This is a genomic window from Achromobacter insolitus (assembly GCF_002209555.1).
Classification (GTDB): domain Bacteria; phylum Pseudomonadota; class Gammaproteobacteria; order Burkholderiales; family Burkholderiaceae_B; genus Achromobacter; species Achromobacter insolitus.
Genome location: NZ_NJIF01000003.1, coordinates 854,338 through 871,380, shown reverse-complemented (window position 1 = coordinate 871,380; position 17,043 = coordinate 854,338). Strand labels below are relative to the sequence as shown.

The following is a 17,043-nucleotide window of genomic DNA, read 5'->3' as shown; positions in this document are numbered from 1 at the left end:
TAGCCCGGATGATCCCGGCTACCATGCAATGTCCGCGAGTAGACAAGTAAAGCGGGTGCGGTCACGAACAAACCCAACAGGAGACACACGATGTCCTCTTACGCCCAGGCTGGCGCCGCACAGGCCGCCAACGACGAAGACACCCTTGAAACCCAGGAGTGGCTCGAAGCCCTGGCGGCAGTCCTTGATCGTGAAGGACCGCAGCGCGCCCACTATCTGCTCGAACGCCTGATCGACGAAGCGCGTCGTTCCGGCGCCCATATCCCGTTCTCGCCGAACACCGCGTACGTCAATACGATTCCCCCCGGCCTGGAGCCGGCCCACCCGGGCAACCTGGAGCTGGAATCGCGCATCCGCTCGTACGTGCGCTGGAACGCCATGGCCATGGTGGTCAAGGCCAACAAGCACAACCCGCCGGACGGCGGCGACCTGGGCGGCCACATCGCCTCCTTCGCCTCGCTGGCCACCATGATCGGCTGCGGCCAGAACCATTTCTGGCACGCCGAAGACGAAAACCACGGCGGCGACCTGGTGTACTTCCAGGGCCACACCTCGCCCGGCATGTACGGCCGCGCCTACCTCGAAGGCCGCCTGACCGAAGACCAGCTGAACCATTTCCGCCAGGAAGTGGACGGCAAGGGCCTGTCCTCGTACCCGCACCCGAAGCTGATGCCGGACTTCTGGCAGTTCCCGACGGTGTCGATGGGCCTGGGCCCGCTGATGGCCATCTATCAGGCCCGCTTCCTGAAGTACCTGCACGCCCGCGGTATCGCCGACACCAGCAAGCGCAAGGTCTGGGTGTTCTGCGGCGACGGCGAAATGGACGAACCCGAATCGCTGGGCGCCATCGCCCTGGCTGCCCGCGAAAAGCTGGACAACCTGATTTTCGTCATCAACTGCAACCTGCAGCGCCTGGACGGCCCGGTGCGCGGCAACGGCAAGATCATCCAGGAGCTGGAAGGCGACTTCCGCGGCTCGGGCTGGAACGTGATCAAGCTGATCTGGGGCGGCTACTGGGATCCGCTCCTGGCGCACGACAAGGAAGGCATCCTGCGCCAGATCATGGAAGAGACCGTCGACGGCGAGTACCAGGCGTACAAGGCCAATGACGGCAAGTTCGTGCGCGAGCACTTCTTCGGCAAGCACCCCAAGCTGCTGGAGGCCGTGTCGCGCATGAGCGACGAAGACATCTGGCGCCTGAACCGCGGCGGCCATGACCCGCACAAGGTGTACGCCGCGTTCAACGCCGCCGCTACCCACACGGGCCAGCCCACCGTCATCCTGGCCAAGACCATCAAGGGCTACGGCATGGGCCATGTCGGCCAGGCCAAGAACCCGACCCACCAGCAGAAAAAGCTGGAACTGGATTCGATCCGCGAATTCCGCGACCGTTTCGGCATTCCGATCCCGGACGACAAGCTCGCCGATCTGCCTTACTTCAAGCCGGCCGACGATTCGCCCGAAATGAAGTACCTGCACGAGCGCCGCGCCGCGCTGGGCGGCTATCTGCCGCACCGCCGCGCCAAGGCCGACGAGCAGCTCAAGGCTCCCGCGCTGGAAGCCTTCAAGGCCGTCCTGGAGCCCACCGCCGAAGGCCGTGAAATCTCCACCACCCAAGCCTTCGTGCGCATCCTCAACCAGGTGCTGCGCGACAAGGAACTGGGTCCGCGCGTCGTACCGATCCTGGCCGACGAATCGCGCACGTTCGGCATGGAAGGCCTGTTCCGCCAGATCGGTATCTACGCGCCGGAAGGCCAGAAGTACACCCCGGTCGACAAGGACCAGGTCATGTACTACAAGGAAGCGGCCGACGGCCAGCTCCTGCAGGAAGGCATCAACGAAGCGGGTGCGATGAGCTCGTGGATCGCGGCGGCCACGTCGTACTCCTCGAACAACCGCATCATGATCCCGTTCTTCATCTACTACTCGATGTTCGGGTTCCAGCGCATTGGCGACCTGGCCTGGGCAGCCGGCGACATGCAGGCGCGCGGCTTCCTGCTGGGCGGCACTGCCGGACGCACGACGCTCAACGGCGAAGGCCTGCAGCACGAAGACGGCCACAGCCACATCCTGGCGTCCACCATCCCGAACTGCGTGTCGTACGACCCGACGTTCGGCCATGAGCTGGCCGTGATCATCCAGCATGGCCTGAAGCGCATGGTGGAAGATCAGGAAAACGTCTACTACTACCTGACGGTGATGAACGAAAACTACCCGCAGCCCGGTCTGACCCAGGGCGACGAGGAAGGCATCATCAAGGGCATGTACAAGCTCAAGTCGCACGGCAAGGGCAAGAACCGCGTGCAACTGATGGGCTCGGGCACGATCCTGCGCGAAGTCATGGCCGCGCAAGAACTGCTGGAAGCCGACTGGGGCGTGGCCTCGGACCTGTGGAGCGTCACCAGCTTCACGGAACTGCGCCGTAACGGCCTGGACGCCGAACGCCACAACATGCTGCACCCCGAAGAGAAGAAGCCGCAGGTGGCTTACGTCACGGAACAGCTGGCCAAGACGGAAGGGCCGATCATCGCGTCGACCGACTACATGAAGCTCTTTGCCGACCAGATCCGCCCGTTCGTGCCCAAGGGCCGCGAATACAAGGTGCTGGGCACCGACGGTTTCGGCCGCTCGGATTTCCGCGCGAAGCTGCGCGAGCACTTCGAAGTGGACCGCCACTTCGTCGTGGTCGCCGCGCTGCGCGCGCTGGCCGACGAAGGCAAGGTGCCGGTCGCCAAGGTGGCTGAAGCCATCAAGAAGTACGGCATCAATCCGAACAAAGCCAACCCGCAATACGCCTGAGGGTAAAGAGACATGAGCAACATCGTGCAAATCAAGGTTCCCGACATCGGCGACTTCAAGGAAGTGGAAGTCATTGAAGTGCTGGTGGCGGTGGGCGACACGATCAAGGCCGAACAAAGCCTGATCACCGTCGAATCCGACAAGGCCTCGATGGAGATTCCCGCGTCGCAAGGCGGCGTGGTGAAGTCGATCAGCGTAAAGGTAGGCGACAAGGTTGCGGAAGGCACGGTCGTGCTGGAAGTAGAAGCGTCGGGCGCGGGCGAAGCTGCCGCCCCGGCTGCCGCACCCGCCAAGGAAGAGGCTCCCAACGCCGAAGCCAAGGCTGCCCCGCAGCAGGCAGCCGCGGCCGCGCCGGCCGCCCCGGCTGCCGCCTCCGGCCCGGTGAACATCGAAGTGCCGGACATCGGCGACTTCAAGGAAGTCGAAGTCATCGAAGTCATGGTCGCGGTGGGCGACACGATCAAGGCCGAGCAAAGCCTGATCACCGTCGAGTCCGACAAGGCTTCGATGGAAATCCCCGCTTCCCAAGGCGGCGTCGTCAAGGAAGTGAAGGTCAAGGTAGGCGACAAGGTCGCCAAGGGCTCAGTCGTCGTCGTGGTGGAGGGCTCCGCGCCCGCCGCTGCCGCGCCCGCGCCTGCCGCCAAGGCCGAAGCCGCCGCCGCGCCCGCTGCCAAGGCAGAGGTCGCGCCGGCGCCTGCGCCCGCCGCGCAGCGTCCGGCACCCGCTGCCGCGCTGGAAGACGCTAACCTCAAGCCCGGCCAATTGCCCCACGCTTCGCCTTCGGTGCGCAAGTTCGCGCGCGAACTGGGCGTGAACCTCAGCAAGGTCAAGGGCTCGGGTCCGAAGGACCGCATCACCGCCGACGACGTGCGCGGTTTCGTCAAGCAGGCTTTGGCTGCCGGCCCGGCCGCGGCCGCCGCGGGCGGTTCCGCCGATGGCGCTGCACTGGGCCTCCTGCCGTGGCCGAAGGTCGACTTCACCAAGTTCGGCCCCATCGAAGCCAAGCCGCTGTCGCGCATCAAGAAGATTTCCGGCGCGAACCTGCACCGTAACTGGGTCATGATCCCGCACGTCACCAACAACGACGAAGCGGACATCACCGACCTGGAAGCGCTGCGCGTCACGCTTAACAAGGAAAATGAGAAGTCGGGCATCAAGGTCACGATGCTGGCCTTCCTGATCAAGGCCGTGGTCGCTGCCTTGAAGAAGTTCCCCGAGTTCAACGCTTCGCTGGACGGCGACAACCTGGTGCTCAAGCAGTACTACCACATCGGCTTTGCCGCCGACACGCCCAATGGGCTGGTGGTGCCGGTGATCCGCGATGCCGACAAGAAGGGCATCCTGCAGATCGCCCAGGAAATGACCGACCTGTCCAAGAAGGCGCGCGAAGGCAAGATCTCGCCCGCCGAAATGCAGGGCGGCTGCTTCTCGATCTCCTCGTTGGGCGGCATCGGCGGCACCTCGTTCACGCCCATCATCAACGCTCCTGAAGTGGCCATCCTGGGTGTGTCGCGCTCCTCGCACAAGCCCGTCTGGGACGGCAAGCAGTTCGTGCCGCGCCTGATCGTGCCGCTGTCGCTGTCCTACGACCATCGCGTCATCGACGGTGCCGCGGCTGCGCGCTTCAACGCCTATCTGGGCGCCTTGCTGGCCGACTTCCGCCGCATCGCGCTGTAAACGGGGAGCCCCATGAGCAATACCGTTCAAATCAAAGTGCCGGACATCGGCGACTTCAAGGAAGTCGAAGTCATCGAAGTGCTGGTCGCCGTGGGCGACACGATCAAGCCCGAACAAAGCCTGATCACCGTCGAGTCCGACAAGGCCTCGATGGAAATCCCCGCGTCGCAGGGCGGCGTGGTGAAGTCCATCAACGTGAAGGTCGGCGACAAGGTCGCCGAAGGCACGGTCGTGCTGGAAGTGGAAGCGTCGGACGCTGCCGCGCCGGCAGCCAAGGAAGCTCCGAAGGAAGCACCCAAGGCTGCCGAGGCGCCGAAGCCGGCTGCGCAGGCTCCGGCCGCCCAGGCCGCAGCGCCTGCAGCGGCAAGCTTCAAGGGCTCGGCCGACGGCGAGTACGACATGCTCGTGCTGGGCGCCGGTCCCGGCGGCTATTCCGCCGCCTTCCGCGCTGCCGACCTGGGCCTGTCCGTGGTCCTGGTGGAACGCTACGACACGCTCGGCGGCGTCTGCCTGAACGTGGGCTGCATTCCGTCCAAGGCGCTGCTGCACAACGCCGCCATCATCGACGAAGCCCGCGAACTGGCTGCCCACGGCATCAGCTTCGGCGAGCCCAAGATCGACCTGGACAAGCTGCGCGGCTACAAGGACAGCGTGGTCGCCAAGCTGACCGGAGGCCTCGCTGGCATGGCGAAGGCGCGCAAGGTCACCGTGGTGCATGGCGTCGGCGAATTCGCCGACCCGAACCACCTGACGGTCAAGGCCGCCGACGGCAAGACCCAGACCCTGCGCTTCAAGCAAGCCATCATCGCCGCGGGCAGCCAATCGGTGAAGCTGCCGTTCCTGCCCCAGGACGACCGCATCGTCGACTCCACCGGCGCCTTGCTGCTGCGTGAAGTGCCCAAGAAGATGCTCATCATCGGCGGCGGCATCATCGGCCTGGAAATGGGCACGGTGTACTCCACGCTGGGCGCGCGCCTGGACGTCGTGGAAATGCTGGACGGCCTGATGCAGGGCGCCGACCGCGACCTGGTCAAGGTATGGCAGAAGAAGAACGCCTACCGCTTCGACAACATCATGTTGAAGACCAAGACCGTGGGCGCGGAAGCCAAGAAGGACGGCATCTACGTCACCTTTGAAGGCGAGGGCGCTCCTAAGGAACCGCAGCGCTACGACCTGGTGCTGCAGGCCGTGGGCCGCAGCCCCAACGGCAAGAAGATCGGCGCCGACCGCGCAGGCATCGCCGTGACCGACCGCGGCTTCATCGAAGTCGATCGCCAGATGCGCACCAACGTGCCGCACATCTACGCCATCGGTGACATCGTCGGCCAACCCATGCTGGCCCACAAAGCCGTGCATGAAGGCCACGTCGCCGCCGAAGCCGCCGCAGGCCAGAAGTCGTTCTTCGACGCCCGCGTCATTCCGTCGGTGGCCTACACCGATCCGGAAGTGGCCTGGGTGGGCCTGACCGAAGACGAAGCCAAGAAGCAGGGCATCAAGATCGACAAGGGCGTGTTCCCCTGGGCCGCCTCCGGCCGCGCCATCGCCAATGGCCGCGACGAAGGCTTCACCAAGCTCATCTTCGACGCCGAAACGCATCGCATCCTGGGCGGCAGCATCGTGGGTACCCACGCTGGCGACCTGATCAGCGAACTGGCTTTGGCGGTCGAAATGGGCGCCGACGTCGTCGACATCGCCAAGACCATCCACCCGCACCCGACCCTGGGTGAGTCGGTAGGCATGGCGGCCGAAGTGGCCGAAGGCGTTTGCACCGACTTGCCGCCGATGAAGAAGAAGTAAAGCGCCGGGCAGCCATGCTGCTGCCCGGTAAAGCAAAAGCGCCGGCCCTGGATAGGGACCGGCGCTTTTTTTTGTGCGCTGCGTTCAGGCGTGCGCTGCGTTCAGGTCTGCGCTGCGCTCAGGCGTGCGTATCGATGCGCGACCCCAGCGTGGCGTCCACGGCCAGCACGGGTAGCGACTGCATCAAGGTCAGGGCCGTATCCGCCTGCGCATTGATCGCCTTCTTCAGCACGCGCGCCTGCACTTCCTGCATGAGGTTCGCGTCATTCAAGGCCAGGGCGGTATTGACGGTACTGCTGATCGAAGCGTCCATGCTGGGGGTGTCCTAGTGTGTAGAAGGCGGTACAGGCCGACGCCGAATTATCTCGTGGAGCGCATCTTAATGCACGGAATTCTTGGCAAAGAAATGCGATTTTCAGGCGGCGACGGTAATACCTGGCGCATGCGTCCGTCGCGCCGGCTCCACCACGATCTCCACGTGTTGGTCCAGTGACACCAATGCCCGCATCAGGCGCTCCAACGAGATATTCTGCAACTTGTAGCGCCGAACCTGCGAGACCTTGGGCTGGGTCATGCCGGTAAGCGTAGCGGTGTCGATCTGGCTGAGCCCGCGCTCGTCGATCAGCTTATTGAGCTTGAGCGCCAACGCCGCTTTGGCGGATAGTTCGGCGGCGTCTTCGAACCCCAGGTCCTCCAAGACGTTGTCGGTACCTTGGGAATGGTCTTTACGTGTCATTGCTTACTCCTGCCGGACTCATGCCGGGCCAATACGGCCTTCAAGCGTTTTTCGATGAGTTCGATATCCGGCTGCGGTGTGGCGATGCCGGATTTGGACTTCTTCTGGAAAGCATGCAGCACGTGGACCGCATCACCCACCCGCAAGGTATAGACCGCCCGGAAGGTATCGCCAAGATAGTCGTCGACCAGCTCATACACCCGCGGTCCCAGTCCTTTCCAGACCTTGGCCGAAACCGGTTTGCCACCAAGCTGAACGACGAATAGTGCCACGCCCATGTCTTTCTGGACTTCAATCGGGAACTTCTTGAAGTCCTTCTTGGCGGAGCCCTCCCAGTACAGCAGCTTTCTGTTCATTATTATATCCGTTCGGATATAAATAACAATGCTTGAACATTCGCTTCAGTGCGTTGAATGACCGCCGGAACGACTCGGCGCTGCGGTGGAGGCTGGAGATATATGCGGTGTGTGAGGTCCATGTCTGCGTAGCGTAAAAAGCCGGGCAGCAGACAGGATAGGATGTTCATGACCCGACGTGCTCGCAGATAGGGATGATTTCAGCACTGGCGCGCTGGACGTCGGTTATTTGTGTGTCGTTGATCGGTGTGGTTTTTCACCCGCTAGCGAAAGCCAGAATCAGGGTCGTTCAGCGCCGCTCAGACTCAGTAAGTTTGCCCTCATACGCGATTCCTTAGCGAAGGCTCGTACCCTCAGGGCCGGTTTGGGCACTCGTTGATAGTGCCCCATGCGTGGTTAGGTTCGCAGAATTGCTTGCGTGCGGCCCACGAACAGTCTGGACGTTCGAAAAAACCCATCGTTGAGCAACGTGCTAACTCTTTCTTCAGCTCGTCAATCCAGGCCATAGGGTTTTCTGCGGGGATCTCGGTCACGCGCAGGATGGATTTGGGCGCGGTGCCAGGATCGTCGCCCGCGTTCGTGGCTACACTTTGCATGGACGCATGCTCAGGCTGCGTAGGCGGGGCGACGCGTGGCTCGGTGGATGTGGCTTCCGACTTGGGTATCGAGGCTGCTGGCTCCGGTTCCGACTTCGCAGCCGGCAACGACGGGGCTACCGGTGCCGACTCTGGCTGTGTCGACACGGATTCCCCGTTTAGGGGCGGAGGGAGCAGCGGTACTCGTACCGGACTGGCTGTCGTAGCACTGGAAGACGTCGTATTCGGCGAACTCCAAGACACTACCAATAGCACCAGCGCTCCGTAGATCGCCAGCGTGTACAGCACCGTCAACGTGGCATAGCCCACGCGTTTGCCCGTGAGCGGTCGCCCGTCTTCGCGTCCGACCAACGCGCGCCAGCCGACGAGCGCGGCGCCGGGCGCGGAAATCAACCACCAAATCACCCGCCGCAGCGGGCCAGGCTCCTGCTGAGAAGGGGTGGCCTGAGCCTGGGCAACAAGTAATTCGCGCAGCGCGCGGTTCTCGTCGCGCAGACGTTGGGTCTGCGCATCCATCGGCGCCTGGGTATCTGGATCCGGGGTGCTGCCGTGCTGCGTAGCGTGTGGATCGGAGGGCGTCGCGGTCATGTTGTGAAAACAATGGATACATATCTTGCAGTCGAAAGTATGCACCAATAGGGCGTCTCGAATAGGAGGAATAGTCCAAAGAAATGGCGGTTAATTGAGACTGGCGAGCGTTTCGGCGTTGGCACCTTCAACTTATCGTCGAGTGGCTTTAGTCCTGAGGCGAGAGAGGAAACCGCGAGTCCCTTCGTTTACCCGTCGATTTGGCCGTTATTCCCCGGATTTTCTTGTAGATTGGGCTGTTAAGGTGGCTGTTCCATTTTTCCGCCCATGCTTTCAGGAGTTCCCGTGGACGCCACTACCACCGTTTCGTCCGACGACGACAGCGTCGACCAGCAGATCGCCCGTCACTATGACGAGCGGCCCTATGCCTCGGAGGCGTTTTCTTATTCATCCCCTGCGCAAATCCGGGCTGCTGCGCGCCTGTATGGCATCTCGGCGCCCGCGCCGCATCGGGCGCGCGTGCTGGAGGTCGGCTGCGCCGCTGGTGGGAATATTCTGCCGTTTGCCTTGGCCTATCCTGAGGCAGAGGTGATCGGTGTCGATTTGTCGCCGGTGCAAATCGAGCAGGGGCGACAGGTGCTCGAGCGGCTGGGCGTGACAAACATGACACTGCAGGCGATGAGCCTGACTGACATCGGCCCTGAATTTGGCAAGTTCGATTACATCATTGCGCACGGCGTGTTCAGCTGGGTGCCGCCGGCCGTGCGTGATGCGTTGGTGAGGTTGTGCCAGACTCATCTAACCGAGGACGGGGTGGCCTATATCAGCTACAACACATATCCGGGCTGGAAGGCGGGGGATATCGTGCGTGACGCTATTACCTTGCATTCCCATGGAGCAAAGACTGCAAATGAACGCATGGAGTCCGCACGAGCGGTGGTGCGCATGTTTCAGGATGGAATGGCGGCCGCGAATCCACTACGTGGTGGTATGGCCACGGTATTGAATCAGCTGGATACTCTGCCCGATTACTACCTAGAGCACGAGTACTTGGAGGGCTTTAATGCGCCATGTTATCTGGTGGAGTTCGCCGACCTGGCCATGCGCAACGGCATGTCCTACTTGGGGGATGCGTACGCGTCTTTGGAAAGTGCCGCCAACTATGGGCAGAACGTACAGCTCAACCTGAGCCTTATCGCCATCGGTCAACCAAAACTGATGCGCCAGCAGTACCTTGATTTTCTAGTGGGCCAGAATTTCCGTCGGAGCCTGTTGGTGCATCAGCGGCGCCACGAGGAGATTCTTGTTCAGCCCGATTTTTCACAGGCGACCCATCTTCGCGCGGCGGCTATTTTCACCAAGACCGAGCCGCCTGCCAATGGAGCAGTGCAGCCTGGTATGCAATGGCTGTACGACACTGAGGGCACGCTGTTGAGCACCGATGATACGGTGATCTTGCAAGTTGTCGACGTGCTATCGCAAGCTTGGCCACGGTCGGTGCCAATAGCCGATTTGGCGAGTCGCACCGGTTTGCCGGAAGCTGAGGTGAAAAAGGCATGGTTGCGCTTGGCCGAATGGGGACGCTTGCTGCTGGTGCAGGACCCAACGCCTTACGATGATGTCGAACTCGATGCAGCTCCCACCCTAATACCGGGGGCCGTAGCTCTGCTGGACAGTAATGCACGCACGGGCGTAGAGCACGTTGCGCTGGCGAATCTATGGCATTGCACGGTACGCTGGCGCCCCAATGCCATGCAGGCATGGGTGATGCAGCAGATTGATGGAAAACGCAATGTAACCGCATTGGCTCGGTTGTTGTGTGAGGCTTGGCAGCGTGGCAAGGTGTCTGGGCCTGATGGTGAATCCTTGGTCGGGCAACGTAACCTTGATGCTACGGCTCAGCGAGTAGTCCAAGCTCTACTGGAAACTCTGCGGCGCCTTGCATTGCGTTTGTGTTGACCATAGTCTTTTAAGGGTTGTTGTGGTTATATGCTCGGGCCACTAACAGGCCCTTTTAGGAACCTATTCAAATATGAAAAAACGCCCGATGCGCGGTAACGCGATCGGGCGTTTTGTTGTCTAAACCATGTGGGTTTTACCCCACATGGTTTGATCAGTTGCTTAGCGCAACAGCGACAGCACGTTTTGCGGAACTTGGTTGGCCTGGGCCAGGACCGAAGTGCCGGCCTGTTGCAGGATCTGATTCTTGGTCATGTTCGACACTTCGGTCGCGTAGTCCGCATCTTCGATGCGCGAACGAGCAGCGGACAGGTTCGTGATCGTGTTGTTCAGGTTGGCAACGGTCGATTCGAAACGGTTTTGCAGTGCGCCCAGCGAGCTGCGCAGCGAATCCACGTCCGACAACGCCGTATCCAGGGTCTTCAGCGCGTTCGAAGTTGCGCCTTGCACCAGCGACGAGAACGACGTGGTCGTGCCGTCCACGGCGATGTTGGCGTCCGTGCCGGCAAACGTGGCCGATTGCGGGTTCAGAGCCATGTAGTAGGTTTCAGTCGCTGCGTCGGCAATGTCGAAGCCAGCAGCCTTCAGTGCTGCCGATTCGGCGGCACCGTTAGCCTTGATGTCGACCTTGGCAAACCAGTTGCCATTGCCGTCTTCGACAGCGGTGGCGCCCAGCGTGACGCTACCGGCGGCGACGCCGAGGCGCGATGCCAGGTCGGCGGCGAAGGTGCCCGGCGTAACCTTGACTGCGGTGACCTTGGTGGAGGCGCCGTAATTGGCCGCGAGTTGGCCTGCGCTCACTGCGCCCGGAGCGCCGGCGGAATCATTGACGCCGTTGACGTTGAAGCCTTGAAGGTTCAGCTTGGCAGCGGTAATTTCCTTCAGATCGATGTCGATCGTTTCGTTGTCGTTGGCGCCAACCTGGATCTTCAGGGTGCTGTCCTTGGCCAGGACCTTCACGCCGTTGAACTGGGTCTGGGCCGACACGCGGTCGATTTCTTCCAGACGCTGTTTGATTTCGTCCTGGATCGAGTTCAGGTCGGAGCCGGAGTTCGTGCCGTTCGCAGCTTGCACCGACAGCTGACGGATGCGCTGGAGGTTGTTGTTGATTTCGTTCAACGCGCCTTCGGTCGTCTGAGCGATCGAGATACCGTCATTAGCGTTGCGGGCGGCTTGGGTCAGGCCCTTGACGTTGGCGGTGAAGCGGTTGGCGATGGCCTGGCCGGCGGCATCGTCCTTGGCGCTGTTGATGCGCAGGCCCGACGACAGGCGCTCGATGGCGCTGCCCAGAGCCGATTGCGACTTGTTCAGGTTGTTTTGAGCAACCAGCGAGAGGTAGTTGGTATTGATAACTGCAGCCATGTTAAGGCTCCCAAGAAAGAAAGGCTTCTTCAAACTGGGCAGCAAGGCCGCCCACTGGTGTTAACGGGAAAGTTCGTCGACTTGGCGTCTGGGAATCTCTCCGTTGCCAGGATTACGGCACTCCAAAATCAATCTTTAGCGCTATTTCGCGAAAGTCGAAATTTTTCTTCCACCTTGTTGTTCTTCCCGGGCGCGCTGGTCATGCCTCGGCGGGTGAGGCCCGACCCCCATGTTGAGGGACCAAGTCGGGGGAGGGTCAGGACTACCCCTTTGCTGGGTATAGGGCTATCCATCTACGGGGGGGCGGGCCTCTATATAGGGCCATCCATCCTCGTTGTCACCGGAGGAAAGTGGGCAGGCGTCGTCCGGAACGGTCGATGTGTTTTCGGCACCCAAAGCAAAACGGACGCTCGTTGCGTCCGTTTTGCTGGCACTTCTTTCGTGGCGGCGGCGGTTGAGCGCAGCGGATTGCTGGTGCGCGCGGATGCGCTCAGGCCTAAATCACCTGCGCGATTTGTCCATCTTGCGGCAATTCCTGCCAGGCCTGCTCCTTTAGCTTCGCCCGGATCCGCGCCGTCGCCTGGGACCGCAGCTGGCACACCCGCGCCTCGGTCACGTTCAGGATCGCGCCGATTTCCTTCAGGTTCAGCCCTTGTTCGTAACAGAGCGACAGCAACAGTTTTTCGCGCTCGGGGAGGGCGTCGATGGCATGGATCAGCGCCTGGCGGAAGTCGCCGGCCAAGAGCGAGTCCAGTGGATTACCGCCGGCCGCCCCATGGTTCAGGGCGGCTGCCCAGTCGGACGGGCCGCCGGCAGCGTCGGACTCAGTAGTGAAATCTTCGTAATGCACGATCTGCACGCCTTGGGCGTCGTGCAGTAGCGTCTGGTACTCGTCCAGCGGCATGGCGAGCTGTTGCGCGATCTCGGCTTCGCTGGGCGCGCGCATCAAACGCTGTTCGAGTTGCTGGATCGCCTGCTCGATCTTGCGCGCCTTGGCGCGCACGCTGCGCGGCAACCAGTCCTGGCCGCGGAGTTCGTCCAGCATCGCGCCGCGGATGCGGGTGGTGGCATACGTTTCGAACTGGGCGTCCGCGGTTTCCTGGTAGCGGCGCACGGCGTCCAACAGGCCGATCATGCCGGCCTGTATCAGGTCGTCGAGTTCTACGCTGGCCGGTAGTCTGGCGAGCAATTGCAGGGCCAGCTTCCGCACTAGCGGGGCATATTCGACCAGGCTGTCATCTGCGTGGGGCATTGCGGGAATGTCTGGCGGTGTCCATCGTGACGCGTTGTCGGTTGTTGTCAATTCGCGACATTGTCGACAAACGCGCGGCTGCGCTAAAGCTAGCTGGATTGAGTGATCTGCAAGGTGCCATTGTCGGCAAATAAGGGCATTTCATTCCTCAAAGTACGCAATGTTTTGAATGCTTATTTGCCAAATTGACGTAAATTTGTCTGAAATTTTTATGTCAAGCTGTATCTGAAACGGTAAGTTGCGCAACATCAACAAAGTTTTGTCATATAAGTCATAGAAAATGACATCACCTGTGGTAAATTTTACTTAAATTGCGAACAAATGATACATTTCGCATCAATGCGAGGTGTATCGGATGCAAAAGCGGCGGGATTTCCCGAGCTTTTGCTTACACAAGCCCCCATCGGCGGGATAGGGAATAGGGAGTTGGGCGTGCAACAAGTCGAAAATTCATTGCTGACAGACATTCGTGAAGTGAATCTGTCATATTTGTTACTGGCACAACGCATGCTGCGCGACGATTACGCGGCATCGATGTTCCGCTTGGGGTTCAGCAATGAAGTCGCGGACATCCTGATGCGTCTGTCGCCGGCCCAACTGGTCAAGCTCGCCAGCTCCAGCTCGCTTCTGTGCCGCTTCCGCTTCGACGACTACAGCCTGCTGTCCGCCCTGACCCATGACGTCCTGGGTGGTGCGCTGCAACAAGCGCATGCAACCATCCTGCTGGCCAAGCAGCCGGTCGAAGAGTTGGCCTGACGGCCTGATCATTCCATCCGGAACACATGTAATGGCCACCAAGAGCGTTTCGCAGGAAGCGGATGACATCCTGCTTGCCAGCTCCATGATCACTTTGGGAGCCCGGCTGCAGGTGCTGGAGGCTGAAACCAGTCTCAGCCACGACCGCCTGGCGCGCCTGTACCGCGAAATCCGCGGTTGCTCGCCACCCAAGGGCATGCTGCCTTTCTCGGTCGACTGGTTCATGACCTGGCTGCCGAACATCCATTCCTCGCTCTTCTATAACGTGTATTCGTTCCTGAATACGCGCACCAGCAGCAAGGGCATCCGCGCCACCATCGACGCGTATCGCCTCTATCTCGAGAACGCCGGTACCGATGCCGCCGAAGGCGCGGAGCCCGTCCTGAGCTTCACCCGCGCCTGGATGCTGGTGCGATTTTTCGATAGCGGCATGCTGCAAATGTCCGCCTGCCGCCAGTGCGGGGGGCATTTCATTGCCCATGCCCACGATCCCCAGTCGGATTTCGTGTGCGCGATCTGCCGTCCGCCACCCCGCGCCGGCAAGACACGCGCCGCGGCCAAGGCGCGCGCCGGCACCCGTGCCGCGCCCACTGCGAATACCGCCCGGCTCTGACCTGCGGTATCCAAATACATCAAAAGCCCTGGAAAACCCCCCGTAACCCGCCTTTTTGGCCCGGGGGGAACAGGGGATCATTGACGCCGTTGTTTTGCCGCTGGGCCGCCCCAAGGCAAAAAGCCCCCTTGGGGGCAGCAAGCCGAAGGCGCGGCGTGGGGGGGGCATTGTTGCCGCCGGGCCGCCCCAAGGCAAAAAGCCCCCTTGGGGGCAGCAAGCCGAAGGCGCGGCGTGGGGGCATTTTTGCCGCCGGGCCGTCCCAAGGCAAAAACGCCCCCTTGGGGGGCAGCAAGCCGAAGGCGCGGCGTGGGGGCTTTTTTTTGACTTCGTTGGCAGGGGCCTGATGTGTTGATTGTTATCGGTTTTCTCGTGGTGGCCGTGTCGGTCGTCGGCAGCTTCATAGCGCTGGGCGGCCACCTGGGCGCGCTGTACCAGCCGTTCGAGCTCACCTTGATCTTCGGGGCGGCCTTCGGAGCTTTCCTCGCCAGCAACAGCAAGAAGTCACTGATGCTGGTCAAGGCCGCGCTGCCGGACACGCTGAAGAGCTCACGCTATGGCAAGGACGTATACATGGAGCTGATGGCGCTCCTGTACGTGCTGCTGAACAAGGCGCGCCGCGAAGGCCTCATGGCGATCGAATCGCATATCGAGGACCCTGAATCCAGCCCGATCTTCAGTGAATATCCCCGCATCGCCAAAGACGCCAAGCTCATGGAGTTCATCACGGACTACCTGCGCATCATGATCAGCGGCAACATGAGTTCGTTCGAAATCGAAACCCTCATGGACGAGGAAATCGAGACCTACCGCCATGAACGCGAGGTGCCTGTGCGTGCCCTGCAGCAGATGGCCGACGGCCTGCCGGCCTTCGGTATCGTGGCCGCGGTGCTGGGCGTGATCAAGGCGCTGGCCGCCGTGGATCAGCCCCCCGCTATCCTGGGTGACCTGATTTCCAAGGCGATGGTGGGCACTTTCCTCGGGATTTTGCTGGCTTACGGCTTCGTTGGTCCGCTGGCCTCGCGCGTCGAGCGCCGCAGCGACGAAGCCACCAAGATTCTGGAATGCATCAAGACCACGCTGTTGGCCAGTATGAACGGTTATCCGCCCCAACTGGCGGTCGAGTTTGGCCGTAAGGTGCTGTTCTCCGCGGTGCGTCCGACCTTCGGTGAGCTGGAAGAGCACGTCCGGCAAGCCAAGTCCGCGACCCCCGGCAAGGCCTGACGGAGCAGGCCATGAGCACGGTAAACAACCACCGTGTGGTGATCCGCCGCAAGAAGGTCCATGGCGGCGGGCACCACGGGGGCAGCTGGAAAATCGCTTACGCCGACTTCATCACGGCGATGATGGCGTTCTTTCTGGTGATGTGGCTGGTCAGCATCGTGCCGCGCGAAGAGCTCAAGGGTATAGCGGAGTACTTCCGCATGCCGTTGCGCGTGGCCATCACGGGCGGGCCCAGCAGTTCGGCCGAAACCAGCGCGGTGCCGGGCGGCGGCAGCGACCCCTTGCGCAGCGAAGGCGATGTGCGCCGCGCGCAGGGCAACCGGGTCGAGGCTCAGCCCATGGGCGATGCCGAGCGCCGCGAGCAGCATCGCCTCGAGAATTTGAAAAAGCGCCTCGAAAACGTTATCGAAACCAGCCCCGTGCTGAAGACTTTCCGGCCGCAACTGCTGATCGACCTCACCACTGAGGGCTTGCGTATCCAGATTATCGATAACCAGAACCGTCCCATGTTCGCTACCGGCCGTGCGGAAGTGCAGCCATACATGCGTGACATCCTGCGGGAACTTGGGCCGGTGCTGAACGAATTGCCCAACAAGGTCAGTATTTCGGGGCACACCGACGCCTCGCAGTATGCGCGCGGCGAACGCGCCTATAGCAACTGGGAGCTTTCGGCGGACCGTGCCAACGCGTCGCGGCAGGAGTTGGTGGCCGGCGGCATGAACGAAAGCAAGGTCCTGCGTATCCAGGGGCTGTCGTCCAGCATGAGCCTCGTTAAAGATGACCCGTACGCGGCCGTTAATAGACGTATCAGCCTCGTGGTGCTCAATCTGAGCACCCAACGGCGCATCGAAAGCGAGAACGCCGCAGCCGCGGATGTCAGCGCAAAGGATGCTCGCGAGGTGGGAACGGCGGTGGAAGCGGCGCGAGCCGCGGCCCAGGCCACGACGGCAACCAAACCAGGCGAGACGGAGAACAACCCGTCCGCGGAAGGGGTTCGATAGCAATGGCGGCAACGATTCTTGTGGCGGACGACTCGGCGACGATGCGGATGATCGTCCAGGCGACGTTGACGGGCGCGGGGTGGAAGGTTCTTACGGCCGGCAACGGTCAGGAAGCGCTGGAAATGGCGCGCAGCCATCCCGTGGACCTGGTGGTCAGCGACTGGAACATGCCGGTCATGGGTGGGCTGGAGCTGATCCAGGGTTTGCGCCAGGAAGACGAATACGTGGATGTGCCGGTACTGGTGCTGACCACCGAAGACGACGTGGATAGCAAGATGGCTGCCCGGGATCTTGGGGTTTGCGGCTGGCTGTCCAAGCCCGTCGATCCCGACGTGCTGGTGGAATTGGCGTCTGAACTGCTCGACGAGCAGGCCGGCGCGTAAGCAGGTT

At 61.7% G+C, this 17,043-nt stretch carries 15 protein-coding genes; 9 read left to right on the top strand and 6 right to left on the bottom strand.

Features of this window, described 5'->3' with window-relative positions:
* Positions 1 to 90 precede the first annotated feature (90 nt).
* From aceE to lpdA, 3 genes are read left to right on the top strand one after another with little or no spacing between them, the layout of a single operon-like run.
* Entirely contained in the window at positions 91 to 2,799 is a 2,709-nt protein-coding gene (gene aceE / locus CEY08_RS14210) for a pyruvate dehydrogenase (acetyl-transferring), homodimeric type (RefSeq protein WP_063642557.1), read from the top strand.
* A 12-nt stretch (positions 2,800 to 2,811) separates the two neighbouring features.
* Complete coding sequence (gene aceF, locus CEY08_RS14205) at positions 2,812 to 4,476, top strand: dihydrolipoyllysine-residue acetyltransferase (RefSeq protein ID WP_076813006.1); 1,665 nt, start codon at positions 2,812 to 2,814, stop codon at positions 4,474 to 4,476.
* A gap of 12 nt (positions 4,477 to 4,488) precedes the next feature.
* On the top strand, positions 4,489 to 6,273 hold the full coding sequence (gene lpdA / locus CEY08_RS14200) for a dihydrolipoyl dehydrogenase (RefSeq protein ID WP_076813009.1): 1,785 nt from the start codon (positions 4,489 to 4,491) through the stop codon (positions 6,271 to 6,273).
* Positions 6,274 to 6,391: 118 nt separating this feature from the next.
* On the opposite strand, the gene CEY08_RS14195 is transcribed toward lpdA, so the two are convergent.
* The 4 genes from CEY08_RS14195 to CEY08_RS14180 form a co-directional block, all read right to left on the bottom strand.
* Positions 6,392 to 6,586: a putative motility protein gene (locus CEY08_RS14195; protein WP_063642554.1), complete on the bottom strand. Its 195-nt coding sequence runs from the start codon at positions 6,584 to 6,586 to the stop codon at positions 6,392 to 6,394.
* Between the two features lie 102 nt (positions 6,587 to 6,688).
* The gene (locus CEY08_RS14190; protein ID WP_076813012.1) at positions 6,689 to 7,009 is read right to left on the bottom strand and encodes a helix-turn-helix domain-containing protein; all 321 of its coding nucleotides are present in this window, start codon (positions 7,007 to 7,009) and stop codon (positions 6,689 to 6,691) included.
* Entirely contained in the window at positions 7,006 to 7,365 is a 360-nt protein-coding gene (locus CEY08_RS14185; protein ID WP_076813015.1) for a type II toxin-antitoxin system RelE/ParE family toxin, read from the bottom strand. The genes CEY08_RS14190 and CEY08_RS14185 overlap by 4 nt, the downstream gene beginning before the upstream one ends.
* Positions 7,366 to 7,718: 353 nt before the next feature.
* Complete coding sequence (locus tag CEY08_RS14180) at positions 7,719 to 8,549, bottom strand: hypothetical protein (protein WP_076813019.1); 831 nt, start codon at positions 8,547 to 8,549, stop codon at positions 7,719 to 7,721.
* 285 nt (positions 8,550 to 8,834) lie between these two features.
* Here CEY08_RS14180 and CEY08_RS14175 point away from each other — a divergent pair, with 285 nt between their 5' ends.
* Positions 8,835 to 10,448: a class I SAM-dependent methyltransferase gene (locus CEY08_RS14175; RefSeq protein WP_162726346.1), complete on the top strand. Its 1,614-nt coding sequence runs from the start codon at positions 8,835 to 8,837 to the stop codon at positions 10,446 to 10,448.
* A gap of 162 nt (positions 10,449 to 10,610) precedes the next feature.
* Here the strand turns inward: CEY08_RS14175 and CEY08_RS14170 are convergent, their stop codons facing one another.
* Positions 10,611 to 11,810 carry a FliC/FljB family flagellin gene (locus tag CEY08_RS14170; RefSeq protein ID WP_076813024.1) on the bottom strand — a complete coding sequence of 400 codons (1,200 nt, stop codon included), beginning with the start codon at positions 11,808 to 11,810 and terminating at the stop codon, positions 10,611 to 10,613.
* A 496-nt stretch (positions 11,811 to 12,306) separates the two neighbouring features.
* Positions 12,307 to 13,062 (bottom strand): RNA polymerase sigma factor FliA, encoded by a 756-nt coding sequence (locus CEY08_RS14165; protein WP_076813027.1) that lies wholly within the window; start codon positions 13,060 to 13,062, stop codon positions 12,307 to 12,309.
* Between the two features lie 432 nt (positions 13,063 to 13,494).
* Here CEY08_RS14165 and flhD point away from each other — a divergent pair, with 432 nt between their 5' ends.
* The 5 genes from flhD to CEY08_RS14140 all read left to right on the top strand — a co-directional run bounded on the left by flhD (position 13,495) and on the right by CEY08_RS14140 (position 17,036).
* Positions 13,495 to 13,818 (top strand): flagellar transcriptional regulator FlhD, encoded by a 324-nt coding sequence (flhD, locus tag CEY08_RS14160; RefSeq protein WP_013393369.1) that lies wholly within the window; start codon positions 13,495 to 13,497, stop codon positions 13,816 to 13,818.
* A 31-nt stretch (positions 13,819 to 13,849) separates the two neighbouring features.
* Positions 13,850 to 14,431, top strand: a complete 582-nt coding sequence (flhC, locus tag CEY08_RS14155; RefSeq protein WP_063642543.1) for a flagellar transcriptional regulator FlhC — start codon at positions 13,850 to 13,852, stop codon at positions 14,429 to 14,431.
* 345 nt (positions 14,432 to 14,776) lie between these two features.
* Entirely contained in the window at positions 14,777 to 15,652 is an 876-nt protein-coding gene (gene motA, locus CEY08_RS14150; protein WP_042793263.1) for a flagellar motor stator protein MotA, read from the top strand.
* Between the two features lie 11 nt (positions 15,653 to 15,663).
* Complete coding sequence (gene motB / locus CEY08_RS14145; RefSeq protein ID WP_042793264.1) at positions 15,664 to 16,653, top strand: flagellar motor protein MotB; 990 nt, start codon at positions 15,664 to 15,666, stop codon at positions 16,651 to 16,653.
* Positions 16,654 to 16,655: 2 nt separating this feature from the next.
* Positions 16,656 to 17,036 (top strand): response regulator, encoded by a 381-nt coding sequence (locus tag CEY08_RS14140; RefSeq protein ID WP_042793266.1) that lies wholly within the window; start codon positions 16,656 to 16,658, stop codon positions 17,034 to 17,036.
* The last annotated feature ends 7 nt before the right edge of the window (positions 17,037 to 17,043 follow it).

Bases quoted from the DNA above. Each gene is read 5' to 3' on its own strand.
- flhC (WP_063642543.1), top strand. From the start codon at position 13,850: ATGGCCACCAAGAGCGTTTCGCAGGAAGCGGATGACATCCTGCTTGCC.
- CEY08_RS14195 (WP_063642554.1), bottom strand. From the start codon at position 6,586: ATGGACGCTTCGATCAGCAGTACCGTCAATACCGCCCTGGCCTTGAAT.
- CEY08_RS14170 (WP_076813024.1), bottom strand. From the start codon at position 11,810: ATGGCTGCAGTTATCAATACCAACTACCTCTCGCTGGTTGCTCAAAAC.
- CEY08_RS14185 (WP_076813015.1), bottom strand. From the start codon at position 7,365: ATGAACAGAAAGCTGCTGTACTGGGAGGGCTCCGCCAAGAAGGACTTC.
- CEY08_RS14180 (WP_076813019.1), bottom strand. From the start codon at position 8,549: ATGACCGCGACGCCCTCCGATCCACACGCTACGCAGCACGGCAGCACC.
- CEY08_RS14140 (WP_042793266.1), top strand. From the start codon at position 16,656: ATGGCGGCAACGATTCTTGTGGCGGACGACTCGGCGACGATGCGGATG.
- CEY08_RS14165 (WP_076813027.1), bottom strand. From the start codon at position 13,062: ATGCCCCACGCAGATGACAGCCTGGTCGAATATGCCCCGCTAGTGCGG.
- motB (WP_042793264.1), top strand. From the start codon at position 15,664: ATGAGCACGGTAAACAACCACCGTGTGGTGATCCGCCGCAAGAAGGTC.
- CEY08_RS14190 (WP_076813012.1), bottom strand. From the start codon at position 7,009: ATGACACGTAAAGACCATTCCCAAGGTACCGACAACGTCTTGGAGGAC.
- aceF (WP_076813006.1), top strand. From the start codon at position 2,812: ATGAGCAACATCGTGCAAATCAAGGTTCCCGACATCGGCGACTTCAAG.
- aceE (WP_063642557.1), top strand. From the start codon at position 91: ATGTCCTCTTACGCCCAGGCTGGCGCCGCACAGGCCGCCAACGACGAA.
- lpdA (WP_076813009.1), top strand. From the start codon at position 4,489: ATGAGCAATACCGTTCAAATCAAAGTGCCGGACATCGGCGACTTCAAG.